Annotated in this window: 13 protein-coding genes; 5 read left to right on the forward strand and 8 right to left on the reverse strand. The window is 72.5% G+C overall.

Annotation, left to right across the window (positions count from 1 at the left end; translation table 11 throughout):
• Positions 1 to 1217 (forward strand): hypothetical protein (locus ONA70_RS07160; RefSeq protein ID WP_265005540.1); only part of this gene is annotated, 1217 nt, incomplete at its 5' end.
• 68 nt (positions 1218 to 1285) lie between these two features.
• Complete coding sequence (locus ONA70_RS07165; protein WP_319956323.1) at positions 1286 to 2290, forward strand: glycosyltransferase family 2 protein; 1005 nt, start codon at positions 1286 to 1288, stop codon at positions 2288 to 2290.
• Here ONA70_RS07165 and ONA70_RS07170 read toward each other — a convergent pair.
• The 8 genes from ONA70_RS07170 to ONA70_RS07205 are packed head-to-tail and all read right to left on the reverse strand — an operon-like array spanning position 2220 to position 10357.
• Entirely contained in the window at positions 2220 to 3413 is a 1194-nt protein-coding gene (locus ONA70_RS07170) for a sialidase family protein (RefSeq protein WP_265005541.1), read from the reverse strand. The genes ONA70_RS07165 and ONA70_RS07170 overlap by 71 nt on opposite strands.
• Positions 3410 to 4207 carry an HpcH/HpaI aldolase family protein gene (locus ONA70_RS07175; RefSeq protein WP_265005542.1) on the reverse strand — a complete coding sequence of 266 codons (798 nt, stop codon included), beginning with the start codon at positions 4205 to 4207 and terminating at the stop codon, positions 3410 to 3412. Before ONA70_RS07175 ends, ONA70_RS07170 begins: the two co-directional genes overlap by 4 nt.
• 20 nt (positions 4208 to 4227) lie before the next feature.
• Positions 4228 to 5205, reverse strand: a complete 978-nt coding sequence (locus tag ONA70_RS07180; RefSeq protein WP_265005543.1) for an aldo/keto reductase — start codon at positions 5203 to 5205, stop codon at positions 4228 to 4230.
• Positions 5202 to 6050 (reverse strand): ATP-binding cassette domain-containing protein, encoded by an 849-nt coding sequence (locus tag ONA70_RS07185; protein WP_265005544.1) that lies wholly within the window; start codon positions 6048 to 6050, stop codon positions 5202 to 5204. The genes ONA70_RS07180 and ONA70_RS07185 overlap by 4 nt, the downstream gene beginning before the upstream one ends.
• Positions 6047 to 6895, reverse strand: coding sequence for an ABC transporter ATP-binding protein (locus tag ONA70_RS07190; RefSeq protein ID WP_265005545.1), 849 nt, complete (start codon positions 6893 to 6895; stop codon positions 6047 to 6049). Before ONA70_RS07190 ends, ONA70_RS07185 begins: the two co-directional genes overlap by 4 nt.
• Entirely contained in the window at positions 6895 to 7797 is a 903-nt protein-coding gene (locus tag ONA70_RS07195; RefSeq protein ID WP_265005546.1) for an ABC transporter permease, read from the reverse strand. Before ONA70_RS07195 ends, ONA70_RS07190 begins: the two co-directional genes overlap by 1 nt.
• Positions 7794 to 8726: an ABC transporter permease gene (locus ONA70_RS07200; protein ID WP_265005547.1), complete on the reverse strand. Its 933-nt coding sequence runs from the start codon at positions 8724 to 8726 to the stop codon at positions 7794 to 7796. The genes ONA70_RS07195 and ONA70_RS07200 overlap by 4 nt, the downstream gene beginning before the upstream one ends.
• An 8-nt stretch (positions 8727 to 8734) precedes the next feature.
• Complete coding sequence (locus ONA70_RS07205) at positions 8735 to 10357, reverse strand: ABC transporter substrate-binding protein (RefSeq protein WP_265005548.1); 1623 nt, start codon at positions 10355 to 10357, stop codon at positions 8735 to 8737.
• A gap of 225 nt (positions 10358 to 10582) precedes the next feature.
• Between ONA70_RS07205 and ONA70_RS07210 the strand changes: the two genes are divergently transcribed.
• Genes ONA70_RS07210 through ONA70_RS07220 form a run of 3 tightly spaced genes read left to right on the forward strand, consistent with a single transcriptional unit; the run spans position 10583 to position 13620 of the window.
• A complete protein-coding gene (locus ONA70_RS07210; protein ID WP_265005549.1) occupies positions 10583 to 11788 on the forward strand; it encodes a four-carbon acid sugar kinase family protein in 1206 nt (401 codons plus the stop codon).
• 14 nt (positions 11789 to 11802) lie between these two features.
• Positions 11803 to 12804, forward strand: coding sequence for a 4-hydroxythreonine-4-phosphate dehydrogenase PdxA (pdxA, locus tag ONA70_RS07215; RefSeq protein ID WP_265005550.1), 1002 nt, complete (start codon positions 11803 to 11805; stop codon positions 12802 to 12804).
• A gap of 24 nt (positions 12805 to 12828) precedes the next feature.
• Entirely contained in the window at positions 12829 to 13620 is a 792-nt protein-coding gene (locus ONA70_RS07220) for a DeoR/GlpR family DNA-binding transcription regulator (protein ID WP_265005551.1), read from the forward strand.
• The last annotated feature ends 37 nt before the right edge of the window (positions 13621 to 13657 follow it).

A 13657-nucleotide genomic window follows, 5' to 3' on the forward strand; every position in this document is an offset into this window, starting at 1 on the left:
TCGCGTTGTGCCTGGCGATGCTGGCCCGCGGTCACGGCTGGTCGTTGCGGTACGGGTACCGGCCGGAACGACGCCGGCCGGGCTGGGCGCTGGCCGGATGGCTCGTCGCCGCCTGGCAGGTCAGCCTGGGCTTCGGTATCGGGCTGCCCCTGGTGTACGTCCTGCTCGCGGCGGCGCTGGTGGCCGCCGGCGGCTACGGCTGGTCCTGGTGGCGGCGGGAGCGACCCCCGTTCGGCCGGCGGTTGCTGATCGCGGACCTGGCCGGCGGTCTGGTCTTCGGCGCGGCGACGCTGCTGCTGGGGCTGGTCTACCTGCGGGTCGTCGAGCTCAACCCGCAGGCCGAGCGGACCCTGGACTGGACGGTGATGTTCTCGCCGCCGTTGCTGGGCTTCGTCACCGCGCCGGCGGACTCGTGGCTGTGGGGCGAGCCGCACGCGGCGGCCCGGGAGCACCTGTCCTGGCCGCCGGAGATGGCGTTGCTGCCCGGGATGACCCTGATGGGGTTGGCCGGGGCGGGGCTGTTCGTCTCGGTCTTCCCGGCCCGGCACCGGGTCGCGCTGGGGCTCGGCGTCCTCGGCACCGTGCTGCTGGGCCTGGGCGCCACCCTCGGCGGCGACGGTGACCCCGGCTACCTGACGCTGTCCAAGCATCTGCCCGGGTGGGACGCGTTGCGCACGCCCGGCCGGATGATGCACTGGACCAGCCTGCTGCTGGCGGTGCTGGCGGCCGGGCTGGTGACCGCGGTCGCCGAGGCGCCGCGCCGAGCGCCGGCCCGGCGTTGGACGCGGATGCTCACGCCGTTGGTCCTGCTGGTGCCGCTGGCCCTGGTCACCCTGGAAGGGGTCAACCGGACGCCGCACCCGGTGGTGCCACGGCCGCCGGCCGCGCTGCGTACGGCCGACGAGCCGATCGTGGTGCTGCCCGCCGGCGGCGTGGGCGACCTGGTCTACATGTTGTGGACCGCCGACGGATTCCCCCGGGTGACGAACGGGTTGGCCGGTTTCGAGCCCGTCACCCAGGCGCGGGCCCGTACCGCGCTGGCGTCCTTCCCCGACCCGAGCAGCGTGGCGTACCTGCGGGGCATCGGGGTGCGCTCGGTGGTGGCCCTGCCCGGCCAGGCCGCCGGTACGCCGTGGGAGGGCATCGCGGCCCGGCCGATCGACGGGCTGGGCATCACCCGGGAGGAACTCGATGGCGTGCTGGTCTACCACCTCTGACCGGGTGGCCGCGGCACGTCGCGGCGCCGGCGGCGGGCCGACGGGCACCGACCGGAGGGGGTGACGACGTGCGGCTGTCGGTGGTGGTGCCCTGCTTCAACGAGGAAGCATCGGTGGAGCGGTTGCACAGGGCGGTGACCGAGGCGCTCGCCGACCTGCCCGACGTCGACGTCGAGGTGGTGTACGTCGACGACGGCAGCGACGACGGCACCCTCGGGGCGCTGCGCCGGCTCGCCACCGGCGACCCGTCCGTGCGGTACACCTCGCTGAGCCGGAACTTCGGCAAGGAGGCGGCGATGCTGGCCGGCCTGGAGCGCGCCACCGGGGACGCGGTCGTCATCATGGACGCCGACCTGCAGCACCCGCCCCGGTTGTTGCCCGACATGGTGGCGCTCTACCGGCAGGGATTCGACCAGGTGATCGCCCGCCGGGACCGGCGCGGTGACCGGTTCCTGCGGATGCTGGCCTCGCGGTCCTTCTACCGTCTGGTCAACTGGTGGATCGACGTACGGCTGCAGGACGGGGCGGGTGACTTCCGGCTGCTGTCCCGGCTCGCGGTGGACGCGGTGCTGGCGATGCCGGAGTACAACCGGTTCTCCAAGGGGCTGTTCTCCTGGATCGGGTTCCGGACCGTCGTGGTCGCGCACCGCAACGAGACCCGCCAGTCGGGACGGAGCAGGTGGACCTTCGGCAAGCTGTTCAACTACGCCTTCGACGGTCTCCTGTCGTTCAACAACCGGCCGCTGCGACTGGCCATCTACGGCGGCCTGTTCCTCACCCTGATCGCGGTGGGCTACATGGCCTGGGTGGTCGCCGACGCCGTCGAGAAGGGCATCGACGTCCCCGGCTACACCACCATCATCGTCAGCGTGATCGGTCTCGGCGGGATCCAGATGATGATCCTCGGCGTGATCGGGGAGTACATCGGCCGGATCTACTACGAGGCCAAACGCCGGCCGCACTACCTGGTCCAGGAGACGGAGCACCTGGTCACGGAGACGGTCAGGAGTTCTCGCACCGGAGCACCTGGACGGGAATGCGCAGGTGACGGATCGCCCGCCGGTGGTAGGTGAACGCGACGTGCAGGTCACCCACGGCGTCCACCGCCACCGACGGATAACTGAGCTCGCGGTTGATCCCGTCGCGGGAGTTGTTCGACAGGGCGTATCCGTCGCCGTCGGCCAGCAGCCGGCGCAGCGGCCAGGTCGATCCGCCGTCCGCCGAGACGGCGAGGACCAGGGGCGCCCGGGGAGCGCCCCAGAAGGCGGTCCGGTCACCGTCGTCGTCCCCGACCGCCCGCACCTGCGGGACGGCATCCGCCAGGATTCCGTGCCCGTCGATCTCGTCGTAGAGGGAGACCCGCCGGGCGACCGCGTCGCGACGGCTGCTGTCGTTGAACGCCAGGGCGATCCGGCCGTCGGGCAACGTGACCGCCTGGATCGAGGAGTTGTTGTTCGGCAGGCCGGTGGGGCGCGGCGGCTCCCAGGTGGTCCCGTCCGGCGAGGCGCTGCGGTACACATGGTCGGCCCAGCGGCTACGGAAGAAAGCGGTCAGGCCCCCGCCGGGCCGGGGCACGATGCTCATGTGCACCCGACCGGTCGACTCCGGCACCGGTACCTCCCGCCAGCTGCCGCCTTCGTCGTCGGAGAACCACACGCTGCTGGTGTCCTGCTCCCCGGACCACGCCCGACCGGGCACCCGCGGGCAGGCGAAGGTCGGCAGCAGCCACCGCCCCGACGGCAGGACGACGGGGGGCTGCCGCACGAAGATGCCGCCGTTGGGGGCGGACAGCAGCTCGCGTACCGGCCCCCAGGTGCGGCCTGAGTCGCCCGACACGCGGGCGCGGACCACGGCGGTGTCCTGCTCCCCCGCGTGCTGTGCGGTGTGCAGCAGCCACAGCTCGCCGTTGGGCGCGGCGAACAGCACCGGATTCTGCTCCGAGCGGGCGGCGTCGTCGCTGAGCCGCACCGGATCGCGCCACCGGTCGCCGCCGGCCGGCAGGCGGGAGAACCAGACGCTGATGTCGGCCACCCCCTCCTGCGTGCCGCCGAACCACACGCAGCCCAGGTCGCCGTCGGGGAGCACCGCCAGGTTCGCGGCGTGCGACTGCACGGTGCGGGTGGGCAGGTAGGCCTCGGCAGGGCCGTCGGGCCGCGCCCGCACCAGCCCGTCGGTGGCCGGGGCGGGCGTGCTCACCCGGCGCCGCCCGCGGCCCGCAGGTGGTCGGCCGCCGCGCGCTCCAGGTGTACGAGATCCGAGGAGACCGTGGCGAACGTGAAGCCCTCGGCCAGCCGGCGGGCGGCGTCCAGACCGGCGGGAGTATGGATGCCGGCGGCCACGCCCGCGTCGGCGGCGGCCCGGCTGATCCGCCGCAGCGCCGCCTCGAAGACCTCCGCCACGGCCGGGTCGCCCGGGTAGGTACCGCCGACCGCCAGGCAGAGGTCGGACGGGCCGACGTACACGCCGGTGAGGCCCGGCACGGCGCAGATCTTCTCGACGTTCTCCAACCCCTCCGGGGTCTCGATCATGGCGAGGCACGCGACCGACGCGTCAGCCTCCGCCGGCACCGGGCCGACCCGCAGCGCCGAGCGCATCGGCCCGTACGACCGGACGCCGTGTGGCGGGTACGCCGCCGCGGCCACCGCGCGCGCCGCGTCGTCGGCCGAGTTGACCAGCGGCACGATCACCCCGGCGGCACCGGCGTCGAGGGCCTGGCCGATGTGGAACGGGTCGTTCGTCCCGACCCGCACCATCCCCACCGAGGCGCCGCCGGCGTCGATCGCGGTCAGGCCGCGCAGGATCCCGCCGTACTCGACCAGTCCGTGCTGGGCGTCGATGCAGACGTAGTCGTAGCCCAGCCGGGCGATGCGCTCGGTGGACACCGGCGAGTCCATGATCACCCAGTAGCCCAGCGCGCGCTCGCGGCGGCGGAGCCGGTCGGTGAAGGCGCGGGCGGTGGGCCGGGCGGCGGGTGGGTGCTCGATGGTCACGATGGTCCTTCCTGGTCGGGTCACCGGTTGTAGGCGGGCATGGGGCCGGCGAGGACGCGGCCGACCTCGTCGCACGCGTCGAGCACGTCGCGCGGCAGCGGCCCACGGGCGGCGGCCTGGATGTTGTCGCGCAACTGCTGCGGCTTCGAACCGCCGAGCAGGACCGCGGTCACCACGTCCCGCGACAGCAGCCAGCGCAGCGACAGCTCGGGCAGCGGGATCCCGGCGCCGTCGGCGATGCCCGCCAGCGCGCCCACCGCGTCGAAGATCGGCCGGTTCCAGTACCGGTCGCGGTACATCGCCGACAGCGCGGAGCTGCCGAACCGGCCTTCGGCCGGTGCCGTGTCGAACGAGTGCCGGCCGGTCAGCAGGCCGCCGCCCAGCGGGTTGTAGACGACCGTGGCCAGCTGGTGGGTTTGCGCGTACTCGACGTACTCGTCCTCGATGCGGCGGGCCACCAGGTTGTACAGCTGCTGGGCCACGACCGGCCGAGGCGCACCGGCCGCCGCGCAGGCCACCGCGATGTCGCTGATCTGCCAGGCCGCGTAGTTGGACACCCCGATCGCCCTGACCAGGCCGTCGCGGACCAGGTCGGCGAGCGCCTCGGCGGTCTCCGCCAGCGACACCGACCGGTCCGGCTGGTGCAGGTAGAACAGGTCGACCCGGTCGGTGCCGAGCCGGCGCAGGCTGGCCTCGAGGGAGGCCCGGACGCCCTTGCGGGACAGCAGCGGGTGACCGCCGGCGTCCCCCGGGTAGATGCCGGCCTTGGTGGCCACGGTGACCTGGTCCCAGCGGCCCCGCAACAGCTCGCCGAGGATCTGCTCGCTGCGCCCGCCGGCGTACCCGTTGGCGGTGTCGAAGGAGGTCAGGCCATGCTCCAGCGCCACGTCCACCATCGCCCGGGCGGTGTCCAGGTCGGCGGTGTCGCCGAAGGTCATGGTGCCCAGCACGAGTTCGGGCAGCGGGCGGCGCAGCCCGGTCAGCGGGGTGTGCCTCATGACGCCACCGCGCTCTCCGCCGCCCGGGCCGCCGCGACCTGCCGGACCAGCTCGCGGGGCTTACGGCCGGTGATCAGCGCCGGCTCCAGGACGCTGCGGCGCAGCCGCCGGGTGTACTCGTCCCGGGGCCGTTGCAGGACCTCCTCCGTCGCGCCCTGCTCGACGACCCGGCCGGTACGCAGCACCAGCACCTCGTCGCTGACCGCCCGCACCACCCCCAGGTTGTGCGAGATGAACAGGAACGTCAGGCCCTGCTCCCGGCGCAGCGTGCCAAGGATGTCGAGGACCTGCGCCTGCACGGAGACGTCGAGGGCGCTGGTCGCCTCGTCGCAGACCAGCAGGTCGGGCTCGGACGCCAGGGCGCGGGCGATGCCGATGCGCTGCCGCTGGCCGCCGGAGAACTCGTGCGGCTTGCGGTGCAGCGCCGAGCGGGGCAGGCCGACCCGGTCGAGCAGCTCGGCCGCCCGGCGCTGCCGGACGCCACGGGACCGCTCGCCGCGTACGGCGATCGGCTCGGCCACGATGTCCTGCGCGTCCAGGTGCGGGTCGAGCGAACCGTACGGGTCCTGGAAGACCATCTGGATGCGGTGCCGCAGCGGGCGCAGCTGCCGTTCGGTGAGACCCGCCAGGTCGACGCCGTCGAAGGTGATCGACCCGGCAGCCGGCTTGACCAGCCGGACCAGGGCCCGGGCGATGGTCGACTTGCCGGAGCCGGACTCGCCCACCACGGCCAGTGAGCCGCCCCGAAGGATCCGGAAGGAGACATCGTCGACCGCCCGGTGCAGTCCGGGGCCGTGGCCGTACTCCACCACGAGTCCGCGGACGTCGAGCAGGGGCTGGGTCATGACGCTGCCTCCTTCATCAGCCGCGGCTGCGGCGCCGCCGGCAGTCCCGGGTCGTCCCACGGTCCCAGCTTCGGCAGTGCCTCCAGCAGCTTCCTGGTGTACGGGTGCTGGGGCCGGCCGATCACGTCCTCCACCGGGCCGCTCTCCACGAACCGGCCGGACTGCATGACGTGCACGCGGTCGCTCATCAGCCGGGCGACGCCGAGGTCGTGGGTGATGAGCAGCATCGCGGCGCCGGTGCGCTCCTGGATCTCGAGCAGCAGGTCCAGGATGCCGGCCTGCACCGTCACGTCCAGGGCCGAGGTGGGCTCGTCGGCGACGATGAGGTCGGCCTCGGCCGACAGCGCCATGGCGATCAGGACCCGCTGGAGCATCCCGCCGGAGAGCTGGTGCGGGTAGGACTTCAGCCGCCGTTCGGGCTGACTGAGGTGGACCGCCCGCAGCAGGTCGAGGGCCCGCACACGGGCCTGCGCGCGGGAGACGCCGCGGTGCGCCAGCCGGATCGCCTCGGTCATCTGCCGGCCGATGGTGGCGATCGGGTTGAGCGCCGTCATCGGGTCCTGCGGGATCAGGGCCACCGTCCGGCCGCGCAGGGCGCCGATGTGCCGGCGGGTGCCGAGCACGTCCCGCCCGGCGATCTCCGCCTGGCCGCCGAGCACGGCGAAGTCGTCCGGCAGCAGCCGGAGCAGGGCCATCGCGGTGGTCGACTTGCCGGAGCCGGACTCGCCGATGATCGTCACCGTCTCGCCCGGGTCGATGCTGAAGCTGACCCCGTCGACGGCGCGCAGGGCGCCGAGCCCGGTCATCAGGTCGACGGTCAGGTCCCGCACGGTGAGCACGGCCATCAGGAGGTCACCGCCTTCGCGCGCCGCGCCCGGTCACGCAGTCCGTCCCCGAGCAGGTTGACCCCGAGTACGAGCAGGGCGATCGCGACACCGGGAATGGTCACCAGCCACCACGCGCCGGTGACGAACAGTTCCCGGCCGTCGGAGATGATGCCGCCCCAGGTCGGGTAGGGGCGCTGCACCCCGGCGCCGAGGAAGCTCAGCGCGCTCTCCAGCAGCACCGCCTGGGCGAGCAGCAGGAGCACCACGACCAGGGTCTGGGACAGGATGTTCGGGATGATGTGCCGGGCGATGACGCGTAGCCGGCCGAGCCCGAGGACCCGGGCGGCGGCCACGTACGGTTTCTCCCGTTCGACCAGCACCAGCGCCCGGGTCAGCCGGGCCGGTTCCGGCCACTGCGCGACGGCGATCACCAGGGTGATGACGAGGATCGACGGGCCGAACAGGGCCACGACGAGCAGCAGCATCAGCAGCAGCGGCAGGGACATCTGCGCCTCGAGCAGGCGCGAGATGACGGTGTCCACCCAGCCGCCGAAGTAGCCGGCCGCGGCGCCGGCCACGATGCCGATCAGGCCGGAGAGCAGGATCGCCAGCAGCCCGATGAGCAGCGAGGTCTGCCCGCCGTGCAGGATGCGGGACAGCAGGTCCCGGCCGTTGGGGTCGGTGCCGAGCAGGTGGCCGGGGCTCAGCGGCGGCAGCGAGGTCTCCCGCAGCACGCCGTGCACCGGGTCGGGCAACGGCAGGACGCGGGCGAGGGCCACCGGGACGACGACGATCCCCGTGCAGACCGCGCCCACCCACATCTTGATCGTGGCGTACCGGGCCTTGCGCGCCGCCGCCGACCGGCGCAGCACCTTGCGTGGGACGGCGGTACGGGCGGGGGTGACGGCGAGATCGCTCATCGGCGGGCCTCCTGAAGCCGGACGCGGGGGTCCATGAGGGGGTAGAGCATGTCCACCATGAGTTGGACCAGCAGGGCGAGCACCACCGTCACCAGCACGGTGGCCTGGATCAGCGGGAAGTCCCGCCGTTCCAGGGCGTCCACGACCAGTTCGCCGACGCCGGGCCACTTGAAGACGACCTCGACGATCACCACGCCGTTGAGCATGGCCGCGAAGCGCGTGCCCAGTGCCGTGACCACCGGGATGGCCGAGTTGGCGAAGGCGTACCGCCAGGTCAGGCGGCGCTCGGAGATGCCGCGGGACCGGGCGATGGTGACGTACGGGGCGTTGAGGTTGGTCACCATCTCCCGCCGTACCAGCCGGGAGATGAGGGCCACCTGCAGGATCACGATGGTCAGGCAGGGCAGCACGATCGAACTCATCGAGGTGAAGCCGGACGGCGAGAACCACCGCAGGTTCACCGCGAAGACGATCAGCAGCACGAAGCCGATCCAGAAGTCAGGCATCGACTGCCCGGCGATGGTGGCGATGTTGGCGCCGAGTTCCCCCGCGGTGTTGCCCCGGCGGGCCATCCACACCCCGAGCGGGATGGCCAGCAGGGCGGTCACGACGATGGCCGCGACCGCGAGCGTGACGGTGTACGGCAGGCGATCCAGCACCACCTGCAACGCGGACTGGCGGAACTGGAACGACTCGCCGATGTCCCCGCGTACCAGGTGCTGCAGGTAGGTCAGGTACTGCCCGAGGACGGGCTGGTCGAGCCCGAACTCGTGCCGTACCGCCGCCAGTTGCTCGCTGGACGGGTTGGGTGGCGCGTAGTTCACCGCCGGATCGCCGGGCGCCATGCGCAGCAGGACGAAGACGACGGTGACGGTGAACCACGCGGTGAGCACCGTCTGGAGGAGGCGCTTGAGGAGGTAGCGGGGCATGGTTCTGCTCAGCCCGACACCCGGACCTTGGACAGGTCGTAGGAGTTGGCGGGAGAGAGGTCGAGGGTGGTGACCCGCTTGCGCTTGGCCAGGACGTTGTCCGGGGTCCACGCCCACATGGCCGGCCAGAGCGCCCAGATCTTCTCCTGGGCCTGCTTGAGCAGCGCGTCCCGCTTGGCCGCGTCGGGCTCCGAGCCGGCCTGGTCGATCAGGCCGCTGATCTCGGGGAAGACGAAGCCCTGGTACGTGTCGCGGGTCTTCTCCTTCGCCGCGGTGCCGCCGTACTGGCCCTGCAGGTTGGTGATGGCCAGGCCGGTCTGGTTGCCGTAGCCGTTGCCGAGGACGTCCCAGTCGCCGGCCTCGCCACGGCGCCACGCGTTGATCTCGCCGCCCTTGGGGATCTCCTTCAGCGTCACCTTCACGCCGACGTCGCCGAGCATGCTGACCAGCGCCTCCATCACCCGGGCGGCGCCGGCGAACTCGGACTCCTCCCAGATGAAGGTGAGGTTGAGGTTCGACCCGCCCGCGGCGGCCAGCATCTGCTTGGCCTTGGCCGGGTCGAACGTGTACTCGCCGGTGCGGACGAAGCCGGCGAGGGTCTTGGGCACCACCCCTTCGGCGGAGGTGACCACCCCGTTCATCAGGCTGGAGATCAGCGAGTCGTGGTCGACGGCGTAGCTGAGCGCCTCCCGGACCTTCGGGTTGGCCAGCGGGTGACCGGCCGGCTTGCGGAAGTTGTAGAAGAGGTGGATCAGGCGGGTGCCCGGCTCCTGGATGAGCTGGATGTCGCCGTTCTTCTTCAGCGCCGCCGCCGACTCGGGGGTGATGGTGTCGATGACGTCGGCCTGGCCGGAGGTGATCGCGATGACCCGCGCGCCCTCCTCCTCCTGGTAGGAGATGTTCACCTCCTCGAGGAGGGCCTTCTCGCCCCAGTAGTTCTCGTTGCGCACGAGGCGGTACGTGCCGGTGCCGGAGTCGGCGGAGGCGACCTTGAAGGGACCGGTGCCGATGCCGTCGCGCAACTCCTCCGGCTTGTTGGCCTTGGCCGGGGTGATGAGGATGTTCGACATCAGCGAGTCGAGCGTCACCAGCGGCTTGCTGGTGGTGAGCGTGAAGGTCCGGTCGTCGACCTTCGTGAGGACGGGCTGCTCGGAGAACTGGGCGGCGACAAAGCTCGCCTTGACCTGGAAGTAGTACTTCAGCGCGGTCTCGACGTCCTCGACCGTGACCGGCGACTTGTCGGAGTAGTGGATGTCGTTGCGGAGCTTGACGGTCCACGTGGTGGGTGCGGTGAGCTCGAACGACTCGGCCAGCACCAGCTCGGGCTTGAGGTCCTGACCGATCCGGGTCAGGGCCTGCCGGACGGCGCGCTGGACGGTGACCGCGGCGTCGTACTGGTTGAGCTTGTTGTCGAGGCTGACCAGGTTGCGGTTGAGCACGATGCTGAGCTTGCCGCCGGCTCCGGATCCGGCGGCGCCGCCGGCGCCCTGCGGCCCCGCGCAGGCGCTCAGCGCCGAGCCGACGACGGTACCCGCGCCCACGAGGCCGACGAACTGCAGGAGCGCCCGGCGGGAGATCCCCCGAGCGGGGCCGGCGCCGGTGGCGCCGCTCATCCCGACGATGTCGGACATGAATTCCTCCTTGTGGTGGTTGGCAAGGAATGTCCGTTGTGACGGACGCCACTGGTGGTGGGGTCACGATGGCACAGTTGCGCGTTCTGCGCAATGCCGCTAGCGTCTTTCGCGTCGTTGAATGCATCCGAGCCGGGGGTCCGCCCCCGGCCGAGCACCCTCGCGCGATTCCGCGACCACAGGTCGAAGATGCTGTTCACAGGGACATTCGAAGGAGGTGTCGGGGTGCCAGAGCTGACCGTAGTGGCGGACGACCTGAGCGGGGCGGCCGAAGCCGCCGCGACCTTCCTATTGCGCACAACGCGCATCTCGGTGCTCCTCGGCCCCGAACTTCCGCCAGTCGGCCGACCGGACGCGGCCATCCCGCCGCGGGTCGTGGCGATCGACACCGGCACTCGCGCCCTCCACCCGGCCGACGCCGCGGACCGGGTGAAATCGCTGCTGGCCGCGTACGCGGGCGGCGCGATCCTCAAGAAGGTCGATTCCCTGCTGCGCGGCAACCTCGCCGCCGAGGTGGCGGCTCTGCGGGGCGTCCTCGGCGCGGCCCCGGTCGTCGCCACCGCGCTGCCCACCGCCGGGCGGATCGTGGTCGACGGCGTGCTGCACGTCCACGGCGTTCCGCTGCACGAGACCGGTCTCTGGCACGCCGAGGAACGCCCCGCCCCGCGCAGCCTCGCCGAGGCGCTCGCGCCCCTGCCGACCCGGCCGGTGCCGTTGCGCGTGGTTCGGGGCGGCACCCAGGACCTCGCCCGGTCCCTCGCGGCGGCGGTCGCGGCCGGGCTCGTGCCGGTCTGCGACGCCGCGACCGACGCCGACCTCGACGCGGTCTGCGCCGCGGCGCGCCTGGCCACCGACCGTCCGCTGCTGGTCGGCTCCGCCGCGCTCGCCGCCGCGGCGGCGCGTGCCACGGCGCCCGATCCCGGCGAGCCTGCCACAGCCGCGCCGGCCGCCGCCGCCGTGCTGGTCGTCGCCGGGACGGCCGCCCCCACCATCCGGGATCAGCTCGCCGCGCTCGCTCCCCGGGCCGACGCGCTGCTCCGCCTCGACCCCGAGGCGCTGCTGAGCGACCCGGCCGCCGCGGCCGACCAGGTGGCCGCCCGCCTGGCCGGCGCGCGCTGCGCGGTGGTCAGCATCGACGGCAGCGCCGCGGTCCGCCCCGACCTCGCCACGCGCCTGGCGTCCGCCCTCGCCGAGGCCGTGGCCCCGTCGACCATGGACGGACGTGCGCTCGTGCTGACCGGTGGCGAGACCGCCCGCGCGGTCCTCGACCGGCTCGGCGTCGCACGCCTGCGACCCGTGGCCGAGCAGGACGGCGCGGTGCTCTCGCATACCGACACCGGGCGTGTCGTGGTGACCCGCCCCGGCAGCTTCGGCGGCCCCGCCTCCCTCACCGACCTCGTTCGCATCGTGCTGTCCGAGCCCGCGCCTTAACCAAAGGAGCCGAGATGACCAGTCCCTACCTCGCCGTCACCATGGGCGACGGTGCCGGAATCGGCCCCGAGATCATCGTGCGGGCGCTGCTCGACCCGCAGGTCTCGGCGACGGCCCGGTGCGTCGTCATCGGCGACGCGGCCCGCCTGCGGCAGGCCGCCGGCATCGTCGGGCTCGAGCCCGAGATCGTTCCCGTGGCCGGAGTCGCCGACGCCGACTTCACCCCCGGCCGGATCAACGTCATCGACCTCGGGCTGCTGCCGGCGGACCTGCCGTTCGGTCGGATGTCTCCAGTCGCCGGCGACGCGGCGTACCACTACGTGCGGGTGGCCAGCGAGCTGGCGATGGCGGGCGAGGTGCAGGCCATCTGCACGGCGCCCTTGAACAAGGAGGCGCTGCACGCGGGCGGGCACGTCTTCCCCGGCCACACCGAACTGCTCGCCCAGCTCACCGGGACCACCGAGGTGTCGATGATGCTGTCGACGCCGAAGGTCAAGGTCATCCACGTGACCACCCATATCGGTCTCATCGACGCGGTGGAGCGCATTGAGCCGGGGCTGGTGGAGCGGACCATCCGGCGCGGGCACCAGGCCATGGTGGACGCGGGCGTGCCGGCACCGCGTATCGGGGTGTGCGGCATCAACCCGCACGCCGGCGAGAACGGCCTCTTCGGCCGGGGCGAGGAGGAGTCGAAGATCGTCCCCGCGGTCACGGTGTGCCAGGCCGACGGGATCGACGTGCAGGGCCCGCTGCCGGCGGACACGCTCTTCTTCCTCGCCGGGCGCGGTGATCACGACCTGGTCGTGGCGATGTACCACGACCAGGGCCACGGCCCGGTGAAGGTGCTGGGCCTGGAGGCCGGCGTGAACATCACCGTCGGCCTGCCCGTCATCCGGACCTCGGTCGACCACGGCACCGCTTTCGACATCGCCGGCAAGGGGATCGCCGACCACCGATCGATGATCGAGGCGCTGCGGCTCGCCGTGGAGATGGCGCCGCAGCCGGTCGCGGGCTGACTTCTCCGCTAAGGTGCGCTTGACATGAGCAGGCAGAGATCGTCGCAGCGACGCGACCAGATCGTGCAGATGGCCGCCTCCAACGGACTGACCAGTGTGGAGGAACTCTCGGCCCGGCTGGGGGTGACCCCGTCCACGATCCGGCGCGACCTCGCGCTGCTCACCGCCCAGGGCAAACTCGCCCGCACCTACGGCGGCGCACTCAGCCTGGAGCCGCACCCGGAGGCCTCGCTGCGCCAGCGCCTCGGCGAGGCGTACGCCGCCAAGCGGGCGATCGCGGCCTGGGCGGCCGAGCAGATCGTGCCGGGCGAGAGTGTCCTGCTCGATGCCGGGTCGACGATGGCCGCCCTGGCCCAGATCCTCACCGGGTTCACCAACCTGTCCGTCTCCACCATCGGCCTGACCGCGCTCGAGGTGCTGGCCGAGGCGGAGGACATCGAGGTCGTCCTCCTCGGCGGCCGGCTGCGAACGCTGAGCCAGAGCTTCGTCGGGCCGGTCACCGAATCGGCGCTGGAGCGGATGTCGTTCGATCGCGCGTTCGTGGGCGCCGACGGGGTCCGCGCCGATCGGGGCATCAACGAAAAGGACCTCGAGCAGACGCGGCTCAAGGAACTCATGATGAGCCGCGCCGATCACGTCTACGTCCTGGCACACGGCGCCAAACTGGGCCAGGCGCCCTTCCACGCGTGGGCGGTCATGCCATCCCGGTGGACCCTCGTCACGGACGACTCGGCGCCCGCCGACGAGGTGGCCAAATTCCGCGAGCAGGGGATCCGGGTGGTCGTCGTCGATCCGCCCGCGTCCGAGGCCGGCTGAGCTCGTGCGACGGCCGCCGCGGCCGGCAGCGGCCCGC

The organism is Micromonospora yasonensis, assembly GCF_026013475.1.
Taxonomy (GTDB): Bacteria; Actinomycetota; Actinomycetes; order Mycobacteriales; family Micromonosporaceae; genus Micromonospora; species Micromonospora yasonensis.

Coding starts and splice junctions, on each gene's coding strand:
- ONA70_RS07185 (WP_265005544.1), bottom strand. CDS start 6,050: ATGACCCAGCCCCTGCTCGACGTCCGCGGACTCGTGGTGGAGTACGGC.
- ONA70_RS07220 (WP_265005551.1), top strand. CDS start 12,829: ATGAGCAGGCAGAGATCGTCGCAGCGACGCGACCAGATCGTGCAGATG.
- ONA70_RS07180 (WP_265005543.1), bottom strand. CDS start 5,205: ATGAGGCACACCCCGCTGACCGGGCTGCGCCGCCCGCTGCCCGAACTC.
- ONA70_RS07195 (WP_265005546.1), bottom strand. CDS start 7,797: ATGAGCGATCTCGCCGTCACCCCCGCCCGTACCGCCGTCCCACGCAAG.
- ONA70_RS07200 (WP_265005547.1), bottom strand. CDS start 8,726: ATGCCCCGCTACCTCCTCAAGCGCCTCCTCCAGACGGTGCTCACCGCG.
- ONA70_RS07205 (WP_265005548.1), bottom strand. CDS start 10,357: ATGTCCGACATCGTCGGGATGAGCGGCGCCACCGGCGCCGGCCCCGCT.
- ONA70_RS07190 (WP_265005545.1), bottom strand. CDS start 6,895: ATGGCCGTGCTCACCGTGCGGGACCTGACCGTCGACCTGATGACCGGG.
- pdxA (WP_265005550.1), top strand. CDS start 11,803: ATGACCAGTCCCTACCTCGCCGTCACCATGGGCGACGGTGCCGGAATC.